The sequence below is a fragment of the Pararhizobium antarcticum genome (genome assembly GCF_001885585.1).
Classification (GTDB): Bacteria; Pseudomonadota; Alphaproteobacteria; order Rhizobiales; family Rhizobiaceae; genus Pararhizobium; species Pararhizobium antarcticum.
On sequence record NZ_LSRP01000001.1, the window covers coordinates 113,828 to 138,187 of the forward strand.

22 protein-coding genes are annotated in these 24,360 nt (G+C 62.9%); 10 read left to right on the forward strand and 12 right to left on the reverse strand.

Annotation, left to right across the window (positions count from 1 at the left end; all coding sequences use genetic code 11):
• Positions 1 to 117 precede the first annotated feature (117 nt).
• Together AX760_RS00470 and AX760_RS00475 are read left to right on the forward strand one after the other, a co-directional pair.
• Positions 118 to 459, forward strand: coding sequence for a hypothetical protein (locus AX760_RS00470; protein WP_071830864.1), 342 nt, complete (start codon positions 118 to 120; stop codon positions 457 to 459).
• 781 nt (positions 460 to 1,240) lie between these two features.
• Positions 1,241 to 2,662, forward strand: a complete 1,422-nt coding sequence (locus tag AX760_RS00475; RefSeq protein ID WP_071830865.1) for an efflux transporter outer membrane subunit — start codon at positions 1,241 to 1,243, stop codon at positions 2,660 to 2,662.
• A 45-nt stretch (positions 2,663 to 2,707) separates the two neighbouring features.
• Here the strand turns inward: AX760_RS00475 and AX760_RS00480 are convergent, their stop codons facing one another.
• The 3 genes from AX760_RS00480 to AX760_RS00490 all read right to left on the reverse strand — a co-directional run bounded on the left by AX760_RS00480 (position 2,708) and on the right by AX760_RS00490 (position 5,188).
• Positions 2,708 to 3,127: a DUF3830 family protein gene (locus AX760_RS00480; RefSeq protein ID WP_071830866.1), complete on the reverse strand. Its 420-nt coding sequence runs from the start codon at positions 3,125 to 3,127 to the stop codon at positions 2,708 to 2,710.
• Positions 3,128 to 3,211: 84 nt separating this feature from the next.
• Complete coding sequence (locus tag AX760_RS00485; protein ID WP_071830867.1) at positions 3,212 to 4,468, reverse strand: ATP-binding protein; 1,257 nt, start codon at positions 4,466 to 4,468, stop codon at positions 3,212 to 3,214.
• Positions 4,469 to 4,471: 3 nt separating this feature from the next.
• Complete coding sequence (locus AX760_RS00490; protein ID WP_071830868.1) at positions 4,472 to 5,188, reverse strand: response regulator; 717 nt, start codon at positions 5,186 to 5,188, stop codon at positions 4,472 to 4,474.
• Positions 5,189 to 5,252: 64 nt separating this feature from the next.
• Here AX760_RS00490 and AX760_RS00495 point away from each other — a divergent pair, with 64 nt between their 5' ends.
• From AX760_RS00495 to mnhG, 7 genes are read left to right on the forward strand one after another with little or no spacing between them, the layout of a single operon-like run.
• A complete protein-coding gene (locus tag AX760_RS00495) occupies positions 5,253 to 5,567 on the forward strand; it encodes a hypothetical protein (protein ID WP_071830869.1) in 315 nt (104 codons plus the stop codon).
• Positions 5,564 to 8,491, forward strand: coding sequence for a monovalent cation/H+ antiporter subunit A (locus AX760_RS00500; protein ID WP_425348798.1), 2,928 nt, complete (start codon positions 5,564 to 5,566; stop codon positions 8,489 to 8,491). The genes AX760_RS00495 and AX760_RS00500 overlap by 4 nt, the downstream gene beginning before the upstream one ends.
• Positions 8,491 to 8,826, forward strand: a complete 336-nt coding sequence (locus tag AX760_RS00505; RefSeq protein ID WP_071830870.1) for a Na+/H+ antiporter subunit C — start codon at positions 8,491 to 8,493, stop codon at positions 8,824 to 8,826. Before AX760_RS00500 ends, AX760_RS00505 begins: the two co-directional genes overlap by 1 nt.
• A gap of 7 nt (positions 8,827 to 8,833) precedes the next feature.
• The gene (locus AX760_RS00510) at positions 8,834 to 10,456 is read left to right on the forward strand and encodes a monovalent cation/H+ antiporter subunit D (RefSeq protein ID WP_071830871.1); all 1,623 of its coding nucleotides are present in this window, start codon (positions 8,834 to 8,836) and stop codon (positions 10,454 to 10,456) included.
• A 4-nt stretch (positions 10,457 to 10,460) separates the two neighbouring features.
• Positions 10,461 to 10,949 (forward strand): Na+/H+ antiporter subunit E, encoded by a 489-nt coding sequence (locus AX760_RS00515; RefSeq protein WP_071830872.1) that lies wholly within the window; start codon positions 10,461 to 10,463, stop codon positions 10,947 to 10,949.
• A complete protein-coding gene (locus AX760_RS00520; protein WP_071830873.1) occupies positions 10,946 to 11,227 on the forward strand; it encodes a K+/H+ antiporter subunit F in 282 nt (93 codons plus the stop codon). The genes AX760_RS00515 and AX760_RS00520 overlap by 4 nt, the downstream gene beginning before the upstream one ends.
• Positions 11,224 to 11,604 (forward strand): monovalent cation/H(+) antiporter subunit G, encoded by a 381-nt coding sequence (mnhG, locus tag AX760_RS00525; RefSeq protein WP_071830874.1) that lies wholly within the window; start codon positions 11,224 to 11,226, stop codon positions 11,602 to 11,604. The genes AX760_RS00520 and mnhG overlap by 4 nt, the downstream gene beginning before the upstream one ends.
• On the opposite strand, the gene cobM is transcribed toward mnhG, so the two are convergent.
• Positions 11,601 to 12,365 (reverse strand): precorrin-4 C(11)-methyltransferase, encoded by a 765-nt coding sequence (gene cobM / locus AX760_RS00530; protein WP_071830875.1) that lies wholly within the window; start codon positions 12,363 to 12,365, stop codon positions 11,601 to 11,603. The genes mnhG and cobM overlap by 4 nt on opposite strands.
• Before the next feature lies 1 nt (position 12,366).
• Positions 12,367 to 13,629, reverse strand: coding sequence for a precorrin-6y C5,15-methyltransferase (decarboxylating) subunit CbiE (gene cbiE, locus AX760_RS00535; RefSeq protein WP_087149121.1), 1,263 nt, complete (start codon positions 13,627 to 13,629; stop codon positions 12,367 to 12,369).
• Between cbiE and AX760_RS00540 the strand changes: the two genes are divergently transcribed.
• A complete protein-coding gene (locus AX760_RS00540) occupies positions 13,628 to 14,398 on the forward strand; it encodes a cobalt-precorrin-6A reductase (RefSeq protein WP_071831027.1) in 771 nt (256 codons plus the stop codon). The two genes, cbiE and AX760_RS00540, sit on opposite strands and share 2 nt — an antisense overlap.
• Here AX760_RS00540 and AX760_RS00545 read toward each other — a convergent pair.
• The 7 genes from AX760_RS00545 to cysG form a co-directional block, all read right to left on the reverse strand.
• A complete protein-coding gene (locus tag AX760_RS00545; RefSeq protein ID WP_071830877.1) occupies positions 14,362 to 15,126 on the reverse strand; it encodes a precorrin-3B C(17)-methyltransferase in 765 nt (254 codons plus the stop codon). The genes AX760_RS00540 and AX760_RS00545 overlap by 37 nt on opposite strands.
• On the reverse strand, positions 15,123 to 15,860 hold the full coding sequence (locus AX760_RS00550) for a precorrin-2 C(20)-methyltransferase (RefSeq protein ID WP_071830878.1): 738 nt from the start codon (positions 15,858 to 15,860) through the stop codon (positions 15,123 to 15,125). The genes AX760_RS00545 and AX760_RS00550 overlap by 4 nt, the downstream gene beginning before the upstream one ends.
• Entirely contained in the window at positions 15,857 to 16,489 is a 633-nt protein-coding gene (locus AX760_RS00555) for a precorrin-8X methylmutase (protein WP_071830879.1), read from the reverse strand. The genes AX760_RS00550 and AX760_RS00555 overlap by 4 nt, the downstream gene beginning before the upstream one ends.
• Positions 16,490 to 16,491: 2 nt before the next feature.
• Positions 16,492 to 17,811 carry a precorrin-3B synthase gene (gene cobG, locus AX760_RS00560; RefSeq protein ID WP_071830880.1) on the reverse strand — a complete coding sequence of 440 codons (1,320 nt, stop codon included), beginning with the start codon at positions 17,809 to 17,811 and terminating at the stop codon, positions 16,492 to 16,494.
• A gap of 120 nt (positions 17,812 to 17,931) precedes the next feature.
• Positions 17,932 to 18,702, reverse strand: coding sequence for a precorrin-6A synthase (deacetylating) (gene cobF / locus AX760_RS00565; protein WP_071830881.1), 771 nt, complete (start codon positions 18,700 to 18,702; stop codon positions 17,932 to 17,934).
• 70 nt (positions 18,703 to 18,772) lie between these two features.
• Positions 18,773 to 22,873, reverse strand: a complete 4,101-nt coding sequence (locus AX760_RS00570; RefSeq protein WP_071830882.1) for a bifunctional nitrate reductase/sulfite reductase flavoprotein subunit alpha — start codon at positions 22,871 to 22,873, stop codon at positions 18,773 to 18,775.
• Positions 22,870 to 24,264: a siroheme synthase CysG gene (gene cysG, locus AX760_RS00575; protein WP_083531024.1), complete on the reverse strand. Its 1,395-nt coding sequence runs from the start codon at positions 24,262 to 24,264 to the stop codon at positions 22,870 to 22,872. The genes AX760_RS00570 and cysG overlap by 4 nt, the downstream gene beginning before the upstream one ends.
• Positions 24,265 to 24,360: the final 96 nt, after the last annotated feature.

Consider the following 24,360-nt stretch of genomic DNA (forward strand, 5'->3'; position numbering starts at 1 on the left):
CCGCGCGGAAAAAGCGAAGATTGCAGGGATAAGGTCTCGACTGTTGAAGTCAGCTTTGGTTAGGGGATCCATGACCACTGTTGCGGATCGCAACACCGAAAATACGAAGGAAAGACAATGGTTGCCGCTATTTCCAGCACAACGCTCCTGACCACAACGACGACCAGCAGTTCCGGCGGTGGCACGGCCCAGAAGGCTTCGCTTGAAGCCCAGATCCAAACCAAGCAGACCGAACTCGACGAAGCGAAAACCGATGCGGAAAAATCCGAGCTTGAACAGGGGATCGCCGAACTGAAGGCCAAGCTTGCAGCCCTGGCGGCAACGGAAAGCAGCAAGACCGAACAGCAACAAACGCCTCACACCCAGGCAGACCAAGCCCCATCCGAAGCGGCGTCACTGATCGGCACGAAAAACTTCAAGGACGGCGAGCAGTTCGGCGAGCGCGAGATGTGGGTCTGATCACGAACCACCGGTCCTCAAGAGGAAGACAATCCCTGAATGCCTTACTCTGAATACGGGCGGGGGCAAGACCGATGACCGGTCCGCGCAAGCATTGCCGGCATCTGGCTGCGCCCGCCGATGCACATTTTCCTTGCGTTCGCCTTCAGCATGGCACCGCGTCCAACCTGCGACCAATTTGCACCACTCCTGGTTATTCGGCGGGCCGGTGCGCTCGGCAAAGCGCCTGATATTTTTCTGAGGCTCAGGCACGCCGGGCTGTCTGCGGCATTCGAACCGATCACACGATTTCAACCCGCCGGTTCGGCTTGGCGCGCACTTTTTCATGCACAGCGACGGAATATCGGCCCCAGTCACATGCGATAGACGCGAAAAGCCGCCTGGCGGGTCACCAGACCGGTGCTGAAGACACGGTGACGGGTGCGGCAGGAGGGTCGTGAATGCCAAGACTGCGCCGGGTACGAATCCCCAGATTGTCCGATTGCATTCAGTGAGGGACCATCATATATGGAGTCCGCTCGGTACTGCGACGCATCCGAGGCCTTGCTCGATGACGTAGGGCGACTAAGACTAGGATCGTGGAATTGCTGTCTGTGAAGGCCGTGGAAATCGGGGAGTGATTTCCGTCTGTCGGCTCACGGCATGCCACAAGAATTTCTGGGGACAGTTTCGTCCCCTCAAACTTTGACATCGACTGCGTTCTTGATACGCGGAAAACTGTTAAAGACCGATTAAAATTTGAATAGTAAGCCGCGCATGCCTTGCCGGATGGGGATACCAGATGAAAATTGCAAACGTGCTCTTTCCCTTGAGCCTTCTCCTTCTGTCTGGCTGCGTCGTCGGCCCCAACTATCAGTCCCCGGATGCAGCCCTTCCGGGAAAGTTCTCCGAGGGCAACGCCCGTGTTGCCGATGACGTTACCCTGTCACCCTGGTGGCAGGCTTTCCGCGACAAGAAGCTGAACAGCCTGGTTGCGCAGGGTCTGGCCGAAAACCTCGACGTCAAGGCATCGATGGAGCGCATCGTCGAGGCGCGCGCCAACGTCATCTCTGCTGGCGCCGGCGGATTGCCGCAGTTGAACAGCGGCGCGTCCGCGAGCAGACAAGGATCAGATGGCTCGTTTGCGCGCCGGAGTTCCGTTACCGGCAATGACCACAGCGAGTCCTCAACGCTGACAGCCGGTCTCGATGCGTCGTGGCTGCTCGATTTCTTCGGCCAGTATCGTCGTGCCAAGGAGTCGGCGAATGCCTCGCTCGACGCCGCCTTTGATGACGTGAACGTAGCAAGGCTGGCCTATCTGTCCGATCTCGTCAGCTCCTATATCGACGCCCGCTACAACCAGGAAGCCCTGGCACTGGCGCAGAAGAGCCTGTCGTCGCGGCGCGAAACACTGAAGCTGACCAACGACATCAAGGCCGCCGGTGCAGCCTCCAATCTGGACGTCGTCCAGTCCGAAGGTCTCGTCAACCAGACGCTGGCGGAACTGCCAGCCTATGAAACCGGCTTCCACGTTGCGGCCAATCATATCGCCACGCTCCTTGGTGTGCCGGCAACCACGGTCACCGCCGACCTCATTCGTGGCGCAGCGCAGCCAATGCCGCGCTACAACACCAAGATCGGCATCCCGGCCGACCTGATCCGCAACCGTCCCGACATCCGCCGTGCCGAGCGCCTGCTCGCGGCAGCGACCGCGCAGATCGGTGTTGCCGAATCGCAGCTCTACCCGAGCATCTCGCTCAGCGGCACGATCGACGGTTCGCGCACGATCTCCAACGCCGTCCGGGGGGGCGCAGCGGCCTGGTCGTTCGGACCGAGCCTGAACCTGCCGATCTTCAACGGCGGCGCCCTGAAGGCCAATGTCGACATTGCCAAGTCTGGCGCTGCCCAGCAGTACATCGCCTGGAAGCAGACTGTGCTGCGCGCCGTCGAGGACGTCGAGAATGCGCTGATCTCGCTGCGCAAGAACTACCAGACGGTCGCCGCCCTGCGAAAGGTCGTCGCGTCCTATGAAGAAGCACTGGGCCTGGCACGTGAAAGCTACAAGGGCGGCGCCACATCGCTGCTCGATGTTCTCGATGCCGAGCGCTCGCTGTCGTCGTCGCGCATTCAGCTGGCTGCCGGTATTCGGAGCCTTGCAACGAACTATGTCGCACTGAACATCGCCGTTGGTGGCGGCTCGGCAATCGAGGTTGCCGGCCAGTAGAAGCGTTGAAAGACCGCCTGCCAGAGGCAGGCGGATCGCGCGAAATCAGGGGGCGTTGCTGATCTCGATCGGCTGCGCCCCTTCCCATAGGACCATCTTGCCCAACTGCGGCAGGTCGTCGAGGTTGGACGTTATTGTCATGAAATGGTTGCCGGCAAGCTGGCCCATTTTCGACTTGAAATGCACCCCGCCATAGCCGAGCAGCATTTCTGTTTCGCTGATGCCGCCCGGATAGAGAAGCATCTGCCCTGGCGCCGGAAAGCTGGTGTGGTTTTCATAGCCGACACCGAAATCCTCCTCCCCAAGCGGGATCCACATGGCCTCGCCGCTCCAGCGCACATGAATAAGCTTCTGCCGATAGGGAAGAACCCGGCGGATGGCGGCGCATGTCTTCGGCGCCAAAGCGGTTTCGAGCCTCGCCGAAAACGTGAAGGGCCCTGCCCTGACGATGAGGTTGTCTGTCATTCCCGTGTTTGCCCTGTCATCTTGTGCCTGAGAAAGACTTCTTCTAGCAGCACCCATGGGGCAAATGAAGCGGCATGTCTTCCCTCAATCCGCAAGGGAGACCGGCAGCCGTACGGTCTGCAATAACCCGCCTTCCGGCCTGTTGACGATGGCAACCGAACCGCCATTGTTTTCGATGATCTCCCGGGAAATGGCGAGCCCGAGACCTGCACCGGGCACGATCTGGCGGCGGGCCTGATCGACGCGGAAGAAGGGTTCGAACACCCGGTCGAGCAGATGCGGCGGTATTCCGGGGCCATTGTCGCAGATCGTCAGGACCGCATCGCCATCTGCAATACCGCCAAGCGAAAGGCAGGCCCCTTCACCATGGGTCGCCGCATTGATCACCAGATTGCGAATCGCCCTTTTCAGGGCAAACGGTGCGCCTGTGACGACGACGGGCAGAAGCGGACCGTGATCGACATCAAGCCCCGTCTCGCGGATTTCCGAGACGATCTCCTCGATGATCCTGTCGAGCCGTACGGTCTCGTCGGCCGCATTGCTGACCTCCTCGCGAACCAGCCGGATGGCGCTGTCGGCTATGTGATCGAGTTCGTCGAGGTCCTTGAGCCAGGACTGGCGCTCGTCGGCATCAGCGACGAATTCTGCGCGCAGCCGCATGCGGGTCATCGGCGTGCGCAGATCGTGGCCTGCCGCTGCCACCAGTCGCATGCGACTTGAGATCGCGGCATTGAGGCGGGCCGCCAGCCGGTTGATGGTCTGGGCCGTCGTGCGCACCTCCATGGGACCAGTCTCCGGAATATCGGGAATGACGCCATCGGGGCGGATCTTGGCAATCGTTTCGTCGAGGATCCGAAGGGGGCGCATCATCACCGCACTGGCATAGACCGCAATACCGATCATGCCGGCAGCGACAAGCGTCAGATAGGCGGCAAGCGGGACCAGCGGAAACGGCCCCGGCCCCGGAAAATTGAGAAAAGCCCAACGGTTACCGTCGATATGCACCGCCAGATTGCGGGCATTCGGGCCCTTGTCGTGCAGAAGCAGCAATTCCGAGGTGTAGCCTTTGTTCATCCGGTCGGCATTGAGCAAGCGTGTTGGAAACGCGTCGATGCGATCCTCAGTCGGCCGGCTTCCAATCGGGATATTCAGCCTTGCCGCAGCCGCCGGGTCGGCACGCAGGAGGACAGAAGCAAGTTCTGCATTTTCGGATATTGCGAGATTGAAACGTGCCGCCGCCGGCTTGCGCAGCAATTGCGCGGTGACGAACGCCGCGGCGACCAGAACCAGAACAACGGCGACGACGAGCAGCAGCGTGAACCGGGTGCGCAGCGACCACATGGCCTAGTGCCCGCGTTCGACGGGAACCGCCAGCTGGTAGCCCTTGTTGCGAATGGTCTTGAGAAGATGAAAGACGCTGGCATCGCCAAGCTTCCGGCGCAACCGGCTGACAAGGATATCGATCGAGCGGTCAAACGGATCCGCGGTTCGGCCCTGCGTCAGGTCAAGCAGAGAATCGCGCGACAGGATGCGTCCGGGCCGCTGCAGGAAGACCATCAGCAACTCGAACTCGCCGCCGGTGAGATCGACAGTCGTTCCATCCGGCGCCGTCAGCGACCGGCTTTCGACATCGGCGACATAATTGGCAAAGACGAAGCGACGCTCGGTACCCGGCGCGGCCGGTTCGCTGCGCCCCCGCCGCAGCACAGCACGGATGCGCGCGGCCAGTTCGCGTGGATTGAACGGCTTGCCGAGATAGTCGTCAGCGCCGAACTCCAGCCCGATGATGCGATCGACATCCTCCTTCAGGGCCGTGAGCAAGATCATCGACAGTTGCGGCCTGCGCTCGCGCAGCGACCGGCAGAGATCAAGCCCCGACCCGTCCGGCAGCATGACATCGAGCACGACCAGGTCGATCTTCAGTTCCGCAAGCTTTGCTTCGCATTCGGCGCGGCTGCCGGCGAGGCTGACCCGAAATCCCTGGCCATCCAGGTATTTTCCAAGCAGGCGGCGGATTTCCAGATCATCGTCCACGACGAGAATATGCGGTGTGTTTTCCATGACGCCTTATACCCGGACGCTTGCGCAAACGCACGGTCCCGGCTGGCGACACCACGGAAATTGCATGTCCGAATATTTCCCGCAGCGGGCAAAATACATTTCGTTACAAAATACCCGCCTTTCATTTCGCAAGCCGTGTTTGCCGCAGCCGTCGACGATCGATCAGGTCTCTCGAACAGCATGCGAAAAAGCGATCAAGCGCAGGATTTTATGGCTTCTCCGGGTTGGCATGCGGGCCGAAACCGGACATAAATTGCATGTCGATTTTGCTGCAATGCGGCATGCTTCGGACAACGGTTCCGGCCACATCGCCGGGCGGACCTTCGCGGAGCCGATGTGCTCCCCTTCATTCGGTACGATCGAGGAAACACAGACATAGAGACCGCCGCACCCCTGCTTCTGATTCTGAGCCTTGCACCGTTTGCGGGAAGCCTTGCTGCAATCTTCCTACCATCAGACAAGGGGACTGCCGCCGCGTGGTTTTCGGGGGCCGTTGCGCTTCTGTGCCAGCTGCTGGTCGCCGGCCTCTATCCTCTGGTCGCATCCGGCGGCGTGCTGCGATACGACCTGCAATGGCTGCCGGAACTGGGTCTCAACATCACCCTGCGAATGGATGGTTTCGCCTGGATGTTCGCCAGCATCATTACGGCCATCGGGCTGCTGGTCGTCGTCTATGCCCGCTACTACATGTCCGCCAGCGACCCGGTGCCGCGTTTCTTCTCGATGTTTCTGGCCTTCATGGGCGCCATGCTGGGCATCGTGCTGTCCGGCAACATCATCCAGTTGGCGGTTTTCTGGGAACTGACCAGCATCACCTCCTTTCTTCTGATCGGTTACTGGCATCACAATGCCCAGGCCCGCGACGGCGCGCGCATGGCCCTGACGATCACCGGCACGGGTGGCCTGTGCATGTTTGTTGGCCTGATTCTGATGGGCCATATCGTCGGAAGCTACGATCTCGACGCCGTCCTGTCCTCCGGCAATGTCATTCGAGAACACCCGCTCTACACGACTGTGCTCATCCTGATCCTGCTGGGTGCGCTGACAAAGAGCGCGCAGTTTCCCTTCCATTTCTGGCTGCCCCACGCCATGGCCGCACCAACGCCGGTGTCCGCCTATCTGCATTCGGCAACCCTGGTTAAGGCCGGGGTCTTCCTGCTGATCCGGCTCTGGCCGGTGCTGGCGGGAACCGACGCCTGGTTCTGGATCGTCGGCTGCGCCGGCCTGACGACGCTGCTGCTCGGCGCCTATTTTGCGATCTTCCAGCAGGACCTGAAAGGGCTCCTCGCCTATTCGACGATCAGCCATCTCGGCCTGATCACCGTCCTCCTGAGCCTTGGCAGTCCGCTGGCGGCAGTCGCGGCGATCTTCCACACGATGAACCACGCGACCTTCAAGGCTTCGTTGTTCATGGCCGCCGGCATCATCGACCATGAAACCGGGACGCGCGACATGCGCAAGCTGAGTGGCCTCTTCCGGTACATGCCTTTCACCGCGACGCTTGCCATGGTCGCCAGTGCCGCCATGGCCGGGGTACCGCTTCTGAACGGGTTCCTGTCGAAGGAAATGTTCTTCGCCGAAGCAATCGAGACGCACCGCTACAACATACTCGATACGATCACGCCCTATGTCGCGACGCTGGCGAGCATGTTTGCCGTCACCTATTCGCTGCGCTTCATCTACAGTGTCTTCTTCGGCCCACCACCAAAGGACCTGCCGAAGATACCCCACGAGCCGCCGCACTGGATGCGGGCACCGATCGAATTCCTGGTGCTCGCCTGCCTCGTCGTCGGCGTCATACCGGCCTTCACGATCGGTCCCTTCCTGCATGCTGCCGTGCAATCCGTGCTCGGAGACTCGACGCCGGTCTACAGCCTGGCTGTCTGGCATGGCTGGAACCTGCCGCTCGCCATGAGCCTCGTCGCGCTGATCGGCGGCGTCGTGCTGTTTCTGTTGATGAAATCCTATCTTGCCACCAGCATCGAGGGGCCGCCCTTCTTCCGGCGGCTGGAAGGACAGCGAATCTTCGAACGCGTGCTGGTCACCCTCTCCTGGAAATGGGCGCGCTGGCTGGAACGGACGGCAAGTTCGCGCCGGCTGCAGCCGCAGATGCGGATCCTCGTCTTCATCGCCTTTGTCGCCGGCACGCTCCCGCTGCTGCTGCAGGGCTTCAAGCCTTCAGCCATGGCCCTGCGCAGCGTCGATCCGGCCTTTGCGCTGCTCTGGATCATCGGCATCATCTGCGCGGTGGGTGCCGCCTACCAGGCGAAGTTCCACCGGTTGGCGGCGCTGGTGCTGCTGGGCGGCGCCGGTCTTGTCACCTGCATCACCTTCGTCTGGCTGTCGGCGCCGGACCTGGCTGTCACCCAGTTGCTGGTGGAGATCGTCACCACGGTTCTGATCCTGCTCGGCCTGCGCTGGCTGCCCAAACGCATCGAGGACCCGAACGACCCGGAACTGATGAATTTTCCGGTCCGCCTGCGGCGCCTGCGCGACCTGGCCCTGGCACTGGCCTGCGGGGTCGGCATGATGCTCGTCTCCTATACGATGATGACGCGCAATATACCCGACACGATCTCCAGCTACTTCCTGGAGCGTGCCTATAGCGAGGGCGGCGGCACCAACGTCGTCAACGTCATTCTCGTGGATTTCCGCGGCTTCGACACGCTCGGCGAGATTGCCGTGCTCTGCATTGTGGCCCTCACCGTGTTTTCGCTGCTGCGGCGGTTTCGACCGGCGACCGAAAGCCTTGAAAAGCCTGAACAGCAAAAAATCCAGAATGCCTTCGACGACGATCATCCCGACCGCAAGAAGGGCGACAGCATCGCCGAATATCTGCTGATACCATCGGTCATCATGCGTTGGATGTTCCCGGTTATCGGCATGCTGACAGCCTTCCTGTTCTTCCGCGGCCATGATCTTCCCGGCGGGGGCTTTGCGGCCGGCATCGCCATGTCGATCGCCTTCATCCTGCAATACATGGCCGGCGGCACGCGCTGGGTCGAGGAGCGGTTGCGCATCCATCCGCTGCGCTGGATGAGCATCGGCCTTCTCGTTGCCATGGCGACCGGCCTTGGCTCCTGGCTTTTCGGCTATCCGTTCCTGACGTCGCACATGCAGTATGCCAACCTGCCGCTCATCGGAAAAATTCCGCTGGCAACGGCGATCCTGTTCGATCTCGGCGTCTTCTCGCTGGTGCTCGGTGCAACCGTGCTGATCCTGATCGCCCTTGCCCACCAGTCCGTGCGCGCCCCGCGTGCGCAGGTCAAGGCCGCGCGCATGGCCGGAAAGGAAACCCCGTAATGGAACTCGTCCTCTCGATCGGCATCGGGGTCCTGACAGCTTCCGGCGTCTGGCTGCTCTTTCGCCCACGTACCTATCAGGTGATCATCGGCCTTTCGCTTCTGTCCTACGCGGTCAATCTGTTCATCTTCGGCATGGGCCGCTTGCGCGTCAACGCCCCGCCGGTGCTGGAACCCGGCGGCACCGGCGGTTTGCTCACCCATACGGACCCAATACCACAGGCGCTCGTGCTCACCGCGATCGTTATCGGCTTTGCCATGACCTCTTTGTTTCTCGTTGTCCTTCTGGCGTCGCGCGGCTTCACCGGCACCGACCACGTGGACGGCAGGGAGTGATCGCACGATGAGTTGGGCAAACCACCTGATCATACTGCCGATCCTGTTTCCGATGGCGACAGCCGCGGCCATGATCCCGATCGACGAGCGGAACCGGACCCTGAAGGGTGTGCTGAGTTTCGTCTCCACGCTGGTGCTTTTCGCGGCGACGATCATTCTTCTGGGCATTGCCGCCTCCGAGGCGACGACAGGCGGAACCTATGTCTACCAGCTCGGCAACTGGCCGGCCCCGTTCGGCATTGTCCTGGTGCTGGACCGGCTTTCGGCGCTGATGCTCGTCCTGAGCACCGTGCTGGGCCTCGCGGCACAGGTCTATGCCATGGCGCGCTGGCACACCGCCGGCTATCACTTTCACTCGCTGTTCCAGCTTCTGCTCGCCGGTCTCAACGGCGCCTTCCTGACGGGCGATCTGTTCAATCTGTTCGTCTTTTTCGAGATGATGCTGGCCGCATCCTACGGACTGCTTCTGCATGGTTCCGGCCCGTTGCGGGTCAAGGCCGGCCTGCACTACATCGCGGTCAATCTTGCAGCATCTTCCCTGTTCCTGATCGGCGTCAGCCTGATCTACGGCGCGGCTGGCACGCTCAACATCGCCGATCTCTCGGTGCGCATCACCACGCTCGGGCCGGAAAGCCGCATGCTGATGGAATCGGGAGCGGCGTTGCTTGGCATAGCCTTCCTCGTCAAGGCCGGAATGTGGCCGCTCGGCTTCTGGCTGCCCACCGCCTATTCCGCCGCAACGCCGCCGGTCGCGGCCATCTTCGCCATCCTCACCAAGGTCGGCTTCTATGTCATCCTCCGCCTGTCAATGCTCCTGTTCGGCCATGAAGCCGGCACCTCCACCGGTTTCGGCCAGACGCTGCTGCTGTGCGGCGGCCTGCTGACGATTGCTTTCGGGGCGATCGGCGTGCTGGCCTCGCAGGCGATGGGCCGGCTTGCCGGTTACAGCGTGCTCGTCTCCTCCGGCACCCTTCTGGCGGCCATCGGCCTTGGCAACAGTGCCGTGATCGGGGGCGCCCTGTTCTATCTGGTCAGCTCGACACTGACGATCTGCGCCTTCTTCCTCTTGATCGAACTGGTGGAGCGCGGCCGCGACGCCGGTGCCGACGTTCTGGCGGTCACGATGGAGGCCTATGGCGACATGGATGAGGACGAGGAGGAAAAGGAAGTCGGCGTGGCCGTGCCGGGCACGCTTGCAGTGCTTGGCCTGTGTTTCTGCATCTGCGCCATCCTGATGTCCGGCCTGCCGCCTCTCTCGGGTTTCCTCGCCAAGTTCGCCATGCTGCACGAACTCTTCAACGAAAACGGTTTCGGCGGAAACCTGCCGATCAGGGCGGCGCAGTGGGCTTTTGTGGCACTGCTCATCCTGTCCGGGCTTTCCGCAATGATCGCGATGAACCGGATCGGCATCCGCACGTTCTGGACCTCGCTTGAGGGCACCATCCCGCGCGTCTTCCTCATCGAGATCACTCCGGTGCTGCTGCTCCTGCTGACAACGATCTTCCTCAGCCTGCAGGCGGGATCGGCGATGCGCTACATGGATGCCACGGCCAATGCGCTCGCCAATCCGAAAAACTATACCGACCGGGTGCTTTCGGCACCCCGCGTTCGCCCGGCCGGAGGCGATTGACGCCATGCGCTACTGGTTTCCCTATCCGCTGCTGTCCTTCGCCCTCATGGTCTTCTGGTTGCTGATCAACCAGTCGCTGTCCATCGCCCAGATTCTTCTCGGCGCTGCGCTCGGCATTTCGCATGCCTGGCTGATGGTCAATCTGAGGCCGAGCAAGACCCATACGAAGAAGGCCTGGCTGGTCGCCCGCCTTGCAGGACAGGTGACCGTCGACGTGGCCAGATCCAATCTCGCCGTGATGCGTGCCATCCTGCGCAGCAAACGACGGCCGGTCCGCTCCGGCTTCATTGCCATCGACATCACGCTTCGCGACGAAAATTCCATCGCCCTGCTGGCCTGTATCCTGACGGCGACACCCGGCACCGCTTGGATCGAGTTCGACAGCCAGACGCGGGTCCTGCTGCTGCATGTGCTCGACATTGAAAACGGCCCGACCTGGGCCGATCTGATCCGGACACACTACGAAGCGCCCCTGAAGGAGCTATTCGAATGACCGAACTGTTCATCATCTGGTCGATCCTCGGCTCCCAGATCATCCTCGGGCTGGCCATGGGCTGCGCATTGTTCCGGATGGTCAAGGGGCCGCGAGCACAAGACCGCATCCTCGGGCTCGACGCGCTCTATATCAACGGCATGCTGCTGCTTTTGACCTTCGGCATCCGCACCGCCAACACGATCTATTTCGAATCGGCCCTGATCATCGCCCTGCTCGGCTTTGTCTCCTCGATCGCCTTTTCCAAATTCCTGATGCGCGGCGAGGTGATCGAATGAGCCATCTCACCGACCTGCCGCTCTGGGCCGCCATTCCCGTCTGCCTGCTTCTCCTGGCAGGATCCATCGTCACGCTGATCGGCTCGATCGGGCTGCTGCGTTTGAAAAGCTTCTACAGCCGACTGCACGCGCCGACGCTCGGCGCCAGTGCCGGCGTCATCATGATCTGCCTCGCGTCCATGTTGTGTTTTGCCGTTCTGCAAAACCGCTGGATCTTCCACGAGGTCCTGATCATCGTTTTCATCATCCTGACAACCCCGGTAACATTGATGCTGCTGGGGCAGTCCGCGCTCTACCGCGACCGGATCGAAGAAAAAGACGGCGTCCCGCGAAAGACGACACCGGATCTGCCAACGCCAGAAACGGAAACCCCTTAAAGCCCGTCGCGACCGCGGAAGCGCCGTTGATAACCCGCGTCATAGAGGGCACTTTCGCGAAAGTCGGTCACGCCCAGGGTCTTCCCGACAAAGATCAGTGCCGTGCGTTCGATCGGATCGGCGGCGACCTTGGCTTCGATATCGGCAAGCGTTCCCCGCAGGACGCGTTCGTCCGGCCAGGACGCCTTGACCACGATGGCGACTGGGCAGTCTGCCCCGTAAAGCGGCGTCAACTCGTCGACAACCTGTTTCAGCGCGTGGATCGCCAGGTGGATGGCAAGCGTCGCACCGGTGGCACCGAAGCCGGCCAGTGTCTCTGCATTCGGCATCGGCGAGGCGCGGCCGGAAACCCGCGTCAGCACCAGGCTCTGGGCGACAGCCGGAATGGTCAGTTCCCGGCCGAGCGTTGCGGCCGCTGCGGCAAAAGCAGGAACGCCGGGGGTCATCGTATAGTCGAGGCCGTGCTTTTCCAGACGGCGGACCTGTTCGGCGACAGCGCTCCAGACGGAAAGATCCCCGGAATGCAGCCGGGCGACGTCCTGACCATCGGCAGCGGCCCTGACATATTCGGCTTCGATCTCGTCCAGCGACATCGGCGCGGTATCGACGATGCGCGCACCGGGCGGGCAATATTGCAAAAGGTCCGGCGAAACAATCGAGCCCGCATAGAGGCAAACCGGGCAGCGGGCGATGAGGTCGCGTCCGCGCACCGTGATCAGGTCGGCAGCGCCGGGGCCTGCGCCAATAAAATGCACTGTCATGTCATATCCTCTCAGACGTCGTCTCTTGTTTGGTCCAGGACCATTGCGTTACCGGCATTGCCGGGCGCCATCCTGTCATGGCTCCGACGGGCGATGCCCGTGCGATGTCGATACGGATCAGGCTACCGCCAAGGCGGCCATGGCAGGACAGAAGCACCGCCTCCATCTCTGTAGTCACCGCATTGGCAACCAGCCGTCCACCATCGCGCAATGCCGCGATGGCAGCCTCCATTACCCCGTCGCCGCTCCCGCCGCCACCAATGAAGATCGCGTCGGGTTGCGGCAGGTCCAGCAGCGCACCGGGAGCGCCGCCATGGACGACGACCAGGCCCGGAACCCCGAATTGCGTCGCATTGCGGCCGATGCGGGCGACACGCTCTGCGGAGACCTCGATCGCCACAGCCCGCAGGGACGGATCGCTCAGCATCCATTCGATAGCGATGGAGCCGGATCCGGCGCCAATGTCCCACAGCAGTTGACCGCGACGCGGTGCTAGCGCCGACAGCGTCAGCGCGCGGATTTCACGCTTGGTGATCTGCCCGTCATGTTCGAACAAGGCATCATCGAGACCGCTGGCCAGCGAAAGGATGCGCGCGCCGCTTTCGGCCACGACCTCCACCGCGCAGATATTCAGCGCATGCACGTCCGACTGCGAGAATTGCGCCGCGACATGCCGCGTGACACGCTCCTCGGGTCCACCAAGCGCTTCGAGAACCGTAAGCGATGACTGACCAAATCCGCTCTCGATTAACAATCGTGCCAAAGCTTCCGGGCCGCTAGCATCGGAGGTCAGGGCGAGGATATGCGCACCGGGATGCAAATGCGGGCGGATCAGGTCGACAGGACGGCCGTGCAGCGAAACGGTCGCGGTATCCTGTAGTGCCCAACCAAGCTTTGCGGCAGCGAGGCTGAAGGCGGACGGGAACGGCAGGACCCGCATTTCGGCAGGGTCTATCCGGCGCGCCAGCGTTGCGCCGACGCCGAAAAAGAGTGGATCGCCGGATGCCAGAACCACGACGGGCGAGCCGCGCAGCGCGACAACGGCCTCGATCGACCGCTCGAACGGGCTCATCCAGGCATGCCTCTCCCCGGTAATCAGCTCACCGGCAAGCTCCAGGTGCCTGTGACCGCCGAAGATCACGCTTGCCGCAGCAATGCAGCGCTTGGCCTCATCGCCGACACCCGCTAGACCATCTTCTCCAAGACCGATGATCGTCAGCCACGGCGCCTGCAGGCCAGGGGAAAACACGAAAGCATCATGCATGGGCAGACACCGCATTCTGATACTGGGAGGCACGACCGAAGCCCGGCAACTGGCGGCCCGGCTTGCGGGCCGCACCGATTACGACGTGCTGCTTTCCCTTGCCGGGCGTACGGCCGAACCCATGACTCAGCCGGTGCCGGTGCGCAGCGGCGGTTTCGGAGGCGCAGACGGCCTGGCAGCGTTCCTGACGGACAATGATTTCGGCCTGCTGATCGACGCCACCCATCCCTTCGCCACGCGCATATCGGCCAATGCGGCCGGCGCCGCCCGGCAAACCGGCATTCCCGCCTTTGCGCTGCGCAGGTCTGCCTGGGAGCGCCAGCCCGGCGATCGCTGGACCTCGGTGTCGACCATGGCAGACGCCGTATCGGCGCTCGGAACCGCATCGCGCAATGTCTTCCTTGCCATCGGCCGGCAGGAGGCTTTCCTGTTCGAACAGGCGCCACAGCACCACTATCTCGTCCGCAGCGTCGATCCGGTGACACCGCAGCTCGATGTTCCCCGGGTGCGCTATATCCTTGCGGCCGGTCCCTTTGATCCAGCCGACGAACGCAGGCTTTTGGTCGAAAACCGTATCGCCGTCATCGTCGCCAAGAACAGCGGCGGCAACGCCACCTATGGCAAGATCGCTGCAGCGCGCGAGCTCGGCATCGACGTGGTGATGGTCGAGCGGCAGGATTCGGTCGATCTGCCATCGGTCGGAACGCTTGCCGATGCTCTCGACCGGATCGATCACTTGCTCTCTCCTGCGATGAAGCGCGGCGTGTAGACGAGATCCGGCCGTCCGGGCCGTTCGATGACCCGGGTCAGGGCCGAGCCGATGATTACGCAGGTGGCCATGTCGGCGCGCCCGGCATCGGCCTCGATCAGCGACATAACCTGCATGCGCTCGTCTGGCCGACCGGCAGCGCGCCCGAAAATCACCGGAGTCGATGGCGGCAGAACGGAACGGAGAATGTCGAAGGCAGCGCCGAGTTGCCAGGGCCGGGCCTTGCTGATCGGGTTGTAGAGGGCAATCACAAGGCCAGCCTCTGCCACCAGCCGCAGGCGCCGCGTGATGACATCCCAGGGTTTGAGATTGTCGGAAAGAGAGATCGCGCAGAAATCGTGACCCAGCGGCGCGCCGATACGCGCCGCGACCGCCAGCATCGCCGTCACGCCCGGTGTGACGACCAGATCAAGCGCCCGCCATTCCGACGGTCCGGCATCGATCGCCTCGCAGACGGCGGCAGCCATGGCAAACACGCCGGGATCACCGCCAGAGACGACGCAAACGTCGACACCGGCCGCAGCGCGGGTCAGGGCCGCCTGCGCGCGATCCAGTTCTTCCCGGTTGTCCGATGCGATGCGGCGCTGGTCGGGCCGCAGGTCGAGCCGGTCGAGATAGGGACCATAGCCGAAAAACTCCGTCGCCCTCGACACGGCCTGCAACGCCTCGGGGGTCATCTGCTGCGCGCCCCCAGGGCCAGTACCGACGACATAGAGCGTGCCGCTCATGGCTTGCCCTTCCAGCCTGCGACCAGCACGAGCGAAAAGTACGGCGCGACATCGTCGGCCTTTTCGGCAAGCGGGATCATCGCCGCACTCGCCATCGTGCCGCGCTCGACATACACCGCCTGCGCCAGCTTTCCGGACGCTGCCAGCGCACGGCGGATCTTCGGCAGGTTGCGGCCAACCTTCATGATGACCGCCGCTTCCGTATCGCACAGACGGCGGAGCAGTTCGGTCTCCGCCATGGTCCCGGGCAGAACCGAGAGAACATCATCGCCCTGCACGATCGGCAGGCCGGCCATCGACCAGCAGCCGGACATGGCCGTAATGCCGGGTATGACCTCTGCCGGGAAGCGTCCGGCCAGACGCACATGCAGATGCATGTAGGAGCCGTAGAACAGCGGGTCGCCCTCGCTGAGGATGGCGACGGTCCGGCCGGCGTCCAGATGCGCGGCGACGGTTGCGGCAGACACGTCGTAAAAGCCCGTGATCTGGCTCTTGTAGTCGTCGTGTTCCTTGTCGATCTCGGTGGTGACGGGATAATAAAGCGGCAGTTCGATCAGGTCGGCTTTCAGCATGCCGTCAACGATGCCACGGGCATTGCCGCGTCGGCCTTCCTTGGCGAAATAGGCCAGCACATCGGCGGCCGCCAGCGCCTTGACGGCCTTGACCGTCAGAAGCTCCGGATCACCGGGTCCTGTTCCAACGCCAATCAGTTTTCCCGAAAGCGGCGCGCTCAAAGGCCCGGCCTCGCCAGCGAATTGACCGCCGCTGCCGTCATCGCGCTGCCGCCAAGACGGCCCCGCACGATGGCATAGGGAACGCCGTAGGAATGCTCGGCCAGCGCATCCTTGGATTCCGCCGCACCGACGAAACCGACCGGCATGCCGATGATTGCCGCCGGCTTCGGGGCACCGTCCCGCAGAAGTTCAAGCAGATAGAATAGCGCCGTTGGCGCATTGCCGATGGCAACGACCGAACCGGCCATGCGATCGATCCAGAGCCTGAGCGCGGCCGCCGAGCGGGTATTGCCGATCTCTTTTGCGATCACGGGTGTTTCGGCCTCCCGGAGCGTACAGATCACCTCGTTGTTTGCCGGCAGGCGCGCGCGGGTAATGCCATGCGCCACCATGAAGGCATCACAGAGGATCGGCGCACCGGCCTGCAGCGCCGTGCGGGCCGCGGAAACAAAACCCGGCGCGAACTCGAACTGCCTGGCCGCCTCGACCAGACCGCAGGCATGCACCATGCGCACCGCAAGATCCGCCTCGTCCTCTGCAAAACGGGAAAGATCCGCCTCGCTGCGGATGATGGCAAAGGAGCGCTCATAGATGGCATCGCCATCCCGGATGTAATCGTAGTCTGGCATCTCTATCCCTGTTGCACCGCGGCGATCACGACGTCGGTCCCCAGCCGTGTAAGGCAGGACCGTGCCGATTCGCCAGCGTGTTTGTTATCCCGCACCAGGGCACCAAGGCGCACGACCGCGGTTTTGATAGTCTTTTGTTCGATGTAGGCGTTGGGCGCAGCCGAGGCAGGGCCATTTACGACAAGCCCATAGCCTAATGGCGCACCCAGCATGGTCAGTGTCGCGGCGGAAGGCCTGGCGCACCCCTTGGCGCAGCCGGACAGATGCACCGCCAGCGAGCCGTCCAGAACCTCCGGCGCTGTGTCGATGAACAGGCGCGCAACGGCCTTGGTGTCGAGCAGCGCCGAGGCGCAGGCCCCCATGCCCGCACAGGCGGCAATGTGATTGCCGGGATCATCGGGCGAGATCAGAAAGCCAAGGGTGCGCGCAAAGGCCTGGGTCTCCGGTACGTCGCCGTGCTTCAGCCCCGGAACGAGCAGCGCATGACCGGGCGCGAGGCGGATTTCATGGACGCCCAGCCGCTCCAGACGGTCTGCAAGCGCCAGCAGGCTTTCGACGTCGGTCTGGCCGAAGGCAAGCGCAAGGCCGAGAACCGGGCCATTCCCACCACAGTCATGAATGCCGGCGGGCAAGGGTGCCGGCTCCCTCGACGAGATCACCTGCAAACCCTCAGTGGACCCGAGGACGCGCGCAAGCATGCCGCCGTCGAGATCGCGGCCACGGGCATCGCGTCCGCGCCGCGCCAGTTCGGCAAGGATGAGCAGGACCGCCGGAACGACGTCAGCCGCCGGCAGCACGGCGATGCGTTCCGCCGTTTTCTCCGTTCCGGCAATGCCCAGGAGCCACAGCACGTCGGAGCCGACGCGAAAGGCACGCAGGCGAATATCCGCGCTTGTCTGATCAAGATGCAGACCTCCGCCGCCATCGATAATGATCGACAGTTTTGGTGCCAGAAGGAGCGCCGGCCGATGGCCCGCGATCGCAGCCCGGATCTGCAAAGCCAAAGGCAGCGGATTGATGATTTCGGCCGGATCCATGCCGGCCAGCGGCGGCGTTTCGATCGCCACACCGTCGGTAATGTCGATATCCGCATCGGCGATGACAGCCGCAAGAGCAGGCACTGTCTCCGGGACAAGACCCCGGATCTGCAGATTGCCACGCGCCGTGACTTCCAGAATGCCATTGCCGAACCGGCGCGCCGCGCTGGCCAGCGTCACGATCTCCGAAAGGGCGAAACCGGATCGAACCGGACGCAGGCGGACAAGCAGACCATCGCCGGTCTGCATGGGCGTAGCCAGCGTCGGACAGGCGCCGCGCCGCATCTCTGCTGCACCGCCTGCCGGTTGCCTCTCCCTTGCCAGATGCCCTGCGTTCCGCTCCATCCGCCGTCCATACAGGATTGTAACGTGCGGGCCAACATGCGTCCGCTTTCAACCCGCCGACTATGCGTCGAAATCGGCACCTTTTCGCAGCAGATAGACATCCATGATCCAGCCATGGCGGGCGCGGGCTTGGCTTCGGGTCTTGAGGATTTCCTCGCGAACCTCCAACACCCGGCCCGACAGGATGATTTCCTGCGGCGTGCCGAGATAGGCCCCCCAATAGATGAAGGCCTCGGGATCATCGATCGCCATGAAGGCCTGCTCGCCGTCGAGCATCACAACCGCCGTTTCGGCCAGCCCCGGAAAGCTCTCGGCAAGACGCCGGCCGGTGGTGATCTGCACCGGTTTTCCAACGAGATTGAGCGGAATGCGATGGCTCGCAGTCAGCGCCTGCACGCTGGTGATGCCGGGAATGACAGCATAGTCGAAATCGACCGTGCCAAGCGCCCGCACACGCTCGACAATGCGGATCGTGCTGTCGTAAAGCATCGGATCGCCCCAGACAAGGAAAGCGCCCGTCTGCTCGGGGCCTAGTTCGTCGAGCAATAGCCGCTCATAGGATTGCGCGATCGCCGCATGCCAGCCATCGACGCTGGCGTCATAGGATCGGCCCGCCGTCTGGCGCACCGGCACTGCAAACTCGATGATACGACCATCGGCGCGGGTGACATAGCGATCGCAGATATCGCGCCTGATATCGGCAAGCTGCGATTTCGCCTCGCCCTTGGTGGGGATGAACAGAACATCGGCGCGGTTCAGCGCATTGATCGCCTGCACCGTCATGTGTTCGGGATTGCCGGCCCCGATGCCGACGATCAGTAACTGTCTCATGCATCCACCCCTGCGCTTGTGGACGCGTCTTTGACGGATCGGCTGGCGGGATGCAAGGGTTTCCGCGCGATCAGTAGACGTCGCGCAGATAGCGTTTGTCGCGAGCGAGACGCGCAACATAATCGGCCGCCTTGTCGTCGCTCATCTGCCCCTGACCGGCGACGATGGCCTTCAGGGCAGCATCGACGTCTCGGGCCATGCGCGAGGCATCCCCGCAGACATAGACAGAGGCTCCCTCCTCGATCCAGCGCCAGAGGTCCGCGGCCTTTTCCAGCATGCGATCCTGCACATAGACCTTGTCGGTGCCATCCCTCGAAAAGGCGGTATCAAGGCGGGTCAGCACGCCCGAGTGCTGCCAATCAAGAAGCTCGTCCCGATAGTAGAAATCGCTGCTTGCGTGCTGCTCGCCAAAGAACAGCCAGTTTCTCCCGGTGGCACCGGACGCCGCACGATCGGCGAGAAACCCCCGGAAAGGCGCGATGCCGGTTCCAGGACCGATCATGATCACGGGCCTTTCTGCATCGCCCGGCAATCGGAAGCCCGGGGCCGGACGCACGAAAATCGACGCGCCGGATTGCTCCGCCCGGTCGGCGAGAAAAACCGAACAGACCCCATGCCGCGCGCGGCCCTGATGCGCATAGCGCACGGTCGAGACCGTCAGATGGACCTCTCCCGCATGCGCCTTGGGGCTGGAGGAGATCGAATAAAGCCGCGGCTGCAGCCGCTTCAGGCTGGAGAGAAAATCACCGGCATCGACACGCGGCCTGTACTCGGACAGAACATCGGCCACCTGCCGTCCCCAGAGCCAGTTTTCGCGGCCAGCCTTGTTGTCGCGATGCAGCAGCGCATTGAGCCCCTCATTCCTGCTCCGCTCCGCGACAAACCGGAGGAAATCGGGTGTGATCCGGGCAATCTCGAAATGATCGGCCAGTGCATCGGCGAGCGGCATCTCTCCGGCATCGGGAACGATGACCAAGGCCTCTGGCGAAAGCCCCGTTGTGTCGAGAATTTCAGCGACCAGAGCGGGGCAATTGGACGGACGGATACCGAGCGCATCGCCGGCCTCGTAATTGAGCCCGGTATCGCGGAGATCGAAACCGATCTGCCGGGTCTCCTTGGCTGAACCGGCCCCATTCAGCCTGAGATTGCGGATGAGGCGGACGGTGCTCGCCTTCTCGCGGAGCGTACCGGAAGTGATCGCCGGCAGCGGGGCTGGTTTTGCAACCGTCATTGTGTCCAGCGGATCCGGATCGTCATCCGTCAGGGCTTCGATGACCGCATCCAGCCACCCATCGACCTTGTCTTCGCCGTCCCCGTCGCAATCGATCCGCGACAGAAGCCGGCGCGCACCCAAAGCCTCGAGCTTTTCATCGAGCCGCCGACCAAAGCCGCAGAATTCGCCATAGCTCGAATCGCCGAGTGCCAGAATGGCAAAACCCAGATCCGGCAGCTGAACCTTGCTGTTCTGCAAGTGGCGCCAGAATCCGGCTCCATTGTCCGGCGCCTCGCCATCGCCAAAGGTGCTGGTGACGACCAGAAGCAGGTTCTCCCGCAAAAGCGCATCGGCTGCACACTCTTCCATGCAGGCGAGCCGAATCTTCAGGCCATGCTCGCCAAGGTCGGCGGCACAGCGTTTCGCCAGTTCCTCAGCCGTCCCGGTCTGTGAGGACCAGAGCATCAGGATACCGTCATTGCGCTTCTCCTCGAGAGAGGCGGATGCGGTTTGCACAGCGTCAAGGCTCGGTCCGTCCCGCGAAAACAGCCCGGCCAGAAGACCGTTCAGCCGCTGGCGCTTCTCGAGCGGCAACGGTGCGTTGGGCGGCAGGACCGGCACGCCTGAGGGTGCGCGATCGTCGATCCGCAAGCCGAGGATAAAGCCTTCGAGATAGGCCCTCTCCGCTCCCGCCAGAACCAGCGGTTCCGGGGCCTTGAGGCCGACAGCGCTCGCAAATCGATCGGCACCGGCCGCCAGCCATCCACCGGTGGTGACGGGCTGCAGGACCTTTTGCACGAGCGTGCTCGTTGAAGGCGTCGCCTTGCTTGGCTGCCCGACCGGCGACAGCGCGACGGCACAGACCTTCAGTTCCGGCTGCAACGAGATCGGGTCGACAGCATCGCAGGTAACGGCATTGATGGCTATGTCGTTGCCGAAAATGTCGTTCCAGTGAAACGGCGCGAAACAGGCCCCCGGCAAGACGCGATCGGTGACAATTGCCGGCAGGATGGCAAAACCACGCCTTGAGCGGATTTCGACGCGATCGCCATCGCTCACGCCGAAGGCCTGCGCGTCCTGCGGATGGATCTCGACAAAGGGTCCGGAATTGAGCTTGTTCAGCGTCTGGATCTTTCCCGTCTTGGTCATCGTGTGCCACTGGTGCTGCAGGCGGCCGGTATTGAGAACGAACGGAAATTGCTCGTCCGGCATTTCCGAGGCGTCGAGATGCGGTCGGGCGAAAAACTGCGCCTTGCCGCTTGCCGTCGGAAACTGGAAACCTTTTGCCGGGTCGCGGTAGCGCACCGGATTGCGATCTGTTCCACCTTTTGCAACAGGCCATTGCAGCGGGCTTTCCGCAAGCCGCCCGTGGGTGGCACCCGAAATATCATAGCCGGTCTTGGCATTGGCAAAACCACGGATTTCGTCAAAGACCTCCGCTGCCGAAGCATAGGTGAAAGCCCAGGCATACCCCATGCGACAGGCGATCTCGGCGATGATCCACCAGTCCGGGCGCGCCTCGCCGGGCGGTTCGACAGCCTTGCCCATCAGCGTCATTGTGCGCTCGGAATTCACCATCACGCCTTCGGCTTCCGCCCAGAGCGCACCGGGTAGGAGAATATCGGCATAGATATTGGTTTCGGTGTCGAGAAACACGTCCTGGGTGATCACCAGTTCGGCCTTCTTCAGCCCGTCGATGACGGTCGCGCGGTTGGCGACGGAGGCAACTGGGTTGGTGCAGATGATCCAGCAGGCCTTGATAAGGCCCGAGCGCATATCCTCGAACAGGGAGATCGTGCCGCCGCCGCCATCGGATCGGATGGTGCCCTTTGGCAAGGCCCAGCGTTTCTCGACGAACTGCCGGTCGGCATCAACAAGCGCCGAACGCTGGCCGGGCAGACCCGGTCCCATATAGCCCATCTCCCGGCCGCCCATGGCATTCGGCTGGCCGGTCAGCGAAAACGGTCCGCTTCCCGGACGGCAGATCGCCCCGGTCGCCAGGTGCAGGTTGCAGAGCGCATTGCTGCTCCAGGTGCCGTGTGTGCTCTGGTTCAGCCCCATGGTCCAAAGGCTGATCCAATTGCCGGCATTGCCGATCATCTCGGCGGCATTGCGAATATCCTCTGCCGCAAGCCCGGTGATGGCGGCAACCGCATCCGGCGCATAGGCGCTGAGAAAATCCAGCATGTCCGCCCAGCCATCCGTATGGGCCGAAATGAAATCGGTATCGATCCGGCCGCTGTCGTGAAGCAGATGCAGCAGGCCATTGAGGAGGGCCAGGTCCGTACCGCCCTTGATTTGCAGGAAAAGGCCGGCCTTCTCCGCCGTGGCTGTCCGGCGCGGATCGACGACGATCAGCTTTGCCCCCTGCCGGACGCGATCCATCAGCCGCAGGAAAAGGACAGGATGACAATCGGCCATGTTCGAGCCGATGACGAGGAAGAGATCCGCCTTGTCGATATCGTCATAGGAGCCCGGAGGACCATCGGCACCCAACGAAAGCTTGTAACCGCTGGCCGCACTGGCCATGCACAGACGCGAATTGGATTCGATATGCTGGGTGCGGATGAAACCTTTGGCGAGCTTGTTGGCGAGGTACTGCGCCTCGATCGACATCTGGCCGGAAACATAGAGCGCGATCGCATCGGGCCCGTCCCGCTCGAGGATCACCTTCAGCCGCTCGGCCGTCTCCGAAAGCGCCCTGTCCAGCGCCACCGGCACCTGCTCGCCGTTGCGATCGGCGCGAATGAAGGCGCGGTCGAGCCGTCCGGTCGCCTCGATCGCCTGGGCGCTCGTCATGCCCTTTGTGCACAGCCGGCCGCGATTGGCGGGATGATCCTTGTCGCCGGTGACCTTGGTGACGCGGTTGCCGGCGACCTCCATGACGATGCCGCAGCCGACCCCGCAATAGGGGCAGGCACTCTTGACCTTGCGGGTGGACGACGTGTGGATATTCATGCGCTGAGCGCCACCGCCTGCTGTTCCTGGCGTGCAAAGACGCCACCGACGGCGATCAGCACCGGCTCGTCATAACCGATCTCGCCGATACCATGCGCCATCTCGGTGACCGTTCCGAACCAGCGTTTCTCGCTGGCCCTCGAGACGGAGGAACAGATTGCCACCGGTGTGCGCGGATCAAGCCCATGCTCCTGCAGGCGCGTCGAAATCTCGCCGGCCGTGCGGCCCCCCATGTAAAAGATCGTCGTCGTTCGCGGATCGGCGATTGCTCGCCAGTCGAGATCCGCCGGCAGGGCGCCATGCCGGGAATGGCCGGTGACGAAGCGCACGGACTGGGCGTGGTCGCGATGGGTGAGCGAGACGCCGAGGCGCGACGCCATGGCGCTGGCAGCGGTAATGCCCGGCACCATGTCGACGGCAATTCCATGTCGCTCCAGGAAGGCGATCTCCTCGCCGGCGCGACCGAAGACGGCCGGATCGCCCGATTTCAGCCGCACGACGCGCTTGCCCTGCCGGGCGAAGGTCAGCATTATCCGGTTGATGTCGTCCTGCTTGCAGCTTTCGCGGCCACCGCGTTTTCCGACCAGCATGCGCTTGGCTTCGCGGCGGGCCAGTTCCAGAACCTCGTCGGAAACCAGATCGTCGAACAGGATGACGTCGGCCGATTGCAGCGCCCGCATCGCCTTCAATGTCAGCAGTTCCGCATCACCAGGCCCGGCGCCGACCAGCGTCACCCGGCCGCTTCCCGCATGCTGCGGCGGGGAAAGATCATCGCGAATATCGGCGACGCTCGCAGCGTCCGGGCTTTGCCCGCCAAATGCACGGTCGACGAAGCGCTCCCAGAAGGCCCGGCGCTGCGGGCCGGGATTGAGCTTTTCGGCAACCGTGTCGCGCAGGGAGCGGGCAAGACCCGCCCAATCCTTCAGCGATGGCGGCAGAAGCGTTTCGACCCGGCGGCGGATTGCCTGCCCGAGGATCGGTGCGGCACCATCCGTCGAGATGCCGACGACGACCGGCGAGCGGTTGACGATCGTTCCGAACTGGAACTGGCAGAAGGCCGGCTTGTCGATGATGTTGACGGGAACGCCGGCCATTCTGGCGGCACAGGCGAAGGTGCGCGCAGCCTCGTCGGTTTCCGCATCGGCGATGGCGACCGCTATCCCGTCGAAATCGACCAGACCCCACGGACGATGATGAACGCGCACCCTGCCCTCCTCAAGCAGGGCGCGCATATCGCCGGACAACACCTGCTGGCCGGCGAGAACTGCTACATCGGCACCGGCCGCAGCCAGAAGCTCGGCCTTCCACGCAGCGGCCTCCGTGCCGCCGGAAACGATAGCCTTGCGGCCATTCAGCGGCAGAAAGATGGGCAGGACGGCGAGCGGTTGCATGCGCTCCGGGCGCTTGCGGCCTGCCGGTGCAGTGTCCGGCACCCGCGTGCCCGAAGTCATTGCCCGTGTATCGCTATCCCTGTTCATCTCACCGAT

What these genes read in the sequence shown, in the direction of transcription:
- AX760_RS00485 (WP_071830867.1), bottom strand. Translation starts at nt 4,468, where the DNA reads ATGTGGTCGCTGCGCACCCGGTTCACGCTGCTGCTCGTCGTCGCCGTT.
- AX760_RS00510 (WP_071830871.1), top strand. Translation starts at nt 8,834, where the DNA reads ATGAGTTGGGCAAACCACCTGATCATACTGCCGATCCTGTTTCCGATG.
- cbiE (WP_087149121.1), bottom strand. Translation starts at nt 13,629, where the DNA reads ATGCATGATGCTTTCGTGTTTTCCCCTGGCCTGCAGGCGCCGTGGCTG.
- AX760_RS00490 (WP_071830868.1), bottom strand. Translation starts at nt 5,188, where the DNA reads ATGGAAAACACACCGCATATTCTCGTCGTGGACGATGATCTGGAAATC.
- AX760_RS00475 (WP_071830865.1), top strand. Translation starts at nt 1,241, where the DNA reads ATGAAAATTGCAAACGTGCTCTTTCCCTTGAGCCTTCTCCTTCTGTCT.
- AX760_RS00545 (WP_071830877.1), bottom strand. Translation starts at nt 15,126, where the DNA reads ATGAGCGGCACGCTCTATGTCGTCGGTACTGGCCCTGGGGGCGCGCAG.
- AX760_RS00555 (WP_071830879.1), bottom strand. Translation starts at nt 16,489, where the DNA reads ATGCCAGACTACGATTACATCCGGGATGGCGATGCCATCTATGAGCGC.
- AX760_RS00540 (WP_071831027.1), top strand. Translation starts at nt 13,628, where the DNA reads ATGGGCAGACACCGCATTCTGATACTGGGAGGCACGACCGAAGCCCGG.
- cysG (WP_083531024.1), bottom strand. Translation starts at nt 24,264, where the DNA reads ATGCAACCGCTCGCCGTCCTGCCCATCTTTCTGCCGCTGAATGGCCGC.
- AX760_RS00480 (WP_071830866.1), bottom strand. Translation starts at nt 3,127, where the DNA reads ATGACAGACAACCTCATCGTCAGGGCAGGGCCCTTCACGTTTTCGGCG.
- cobM (WP_071830875.1), bottom strand. Translation starts at nt 12,365, where the DNA reads ATGACAGTGCATTTTATTGGCGCAGGCCCCGGCGCTGCCGACCTGATC.
- AX760_RS00470 (WP_071830864.1), top strand. Translation starts at nt 118, where the DNA reads ATGGTTGCCGCTATTTCCAGCACAACGCTCCTGACCACAACGACGACC.
- AX760_RS00495 (WP_071830869.1), top strand. Translation starts at nt 5,253, where the DNA reads ATGTCCGAATATTTCCCGCAGCGGGCAAAATACATTTCGTTACAAAAT.
- mnhG (WP_071830874.1), top strand. Translation starts at nt 11,224, where the DNA reads ATGAGCCATCTCACCGACCTGCCGCTCTGGGCCGCCATTCCCGTCTGC.
- AX760_RS00520 (WP_071830873.1), top strand. Translation starts at nt 10,946, where the DNA reads ATGACCGAACTGTTCATCATCTGGTCGATCCTCGGCTCCCAGATCATC.
- AX760_RS00505 (WP_071830870.1), top strand. Translation starts at nt 8,491, where the DNA reads ATGGAACTCGTCCTCTCGATCGGCATCGGGGTCCTGACAGCTTCCGGC.
- cobF (WP_071830881.1), bottom strand. Translation starts at nt 18,702, where the DNA reads ATGAGACAGTTACTGATCGTCGGCATCGGGGCCGGCAATCCCGAACAC.
- AX760_RS00570 (WP_071830882.1), bottom strand. Translation starts at nt 22,873, where the DNA reads ATGAATATCCACACGTCGTCCACCCGCAAGGTCAAGAGTGCCTGCCCC.
- cobG (WP_071830880.1), bottom strand. Translation starts at nt 17,811, where the DNA reads ATGCGGCGCGGCGCCTGTCCGACGCTGGCTACGCCCATGCAGACCGGC.
- AX760_RS00515 (WP_071830872.1), top strand. Translation starts at nt 10,461, where the DNA reads ATGCGCTACTGGTTTCCCTATCCGCTGCTGTCCTTCGCCCTCATGGTC.